The sequence below is a fragment of the Caballeronia sp. ATUFL_F1_KS39 genome, from assembly GCF_023630985.1.
Lineage (GTDB): Bacteria > Pseudomonadota > Gammaproteobacteria > Burkholderiales > Burkholderiaceae > Caballeronia > Caballeronia zhejiangensis.
In genome coordinates this window covers 1-240 of sequence record NZ_JALQDZ010000137.1, presented here as the reverse complement: position 1 = coordinate 240, position 240 = coordinate 1, and the positions used below count along the sequence as shown (strand labels likewise).

At 57.1% G+C, this 240-nt stretch carries 1 protein-coding gene; it reads right to left on the bottom strand.

Annotated elements, in window-relative coordinates:
- The coding region (locus NCR93_RS31855; protein WP_502799875.1) for a dioxygenase family protein at nt 1-187 on the bottom strand (187 nt) is incomplete at its 3' end.
- Nucleotides 188-240: the final 53 nt, after the last annotated feature.

Genomic DNA, 240 nt, shown 5'->3' with positions numbered 1-240 from the left:
GAATCGGATAGTGGCGCGGCTTGACGGACTTGAACCAGTAGCGGCCATCGGCATCCGACGTGAAAACGCCGCGCATATTCGAGTCAGGCTGAACGCCCTTTTGCTGTACATCGTAGAAGCCGTCATCGTTGGTCTGCCACACTTCGAGCTTCGCGTTCGGAATCGGATTGCCCTCGATGTCTGTCACGCGGCCTTCAACGACCATGGGCTCACCCTTTTCGTCCAGGCAAATGTTCGTGC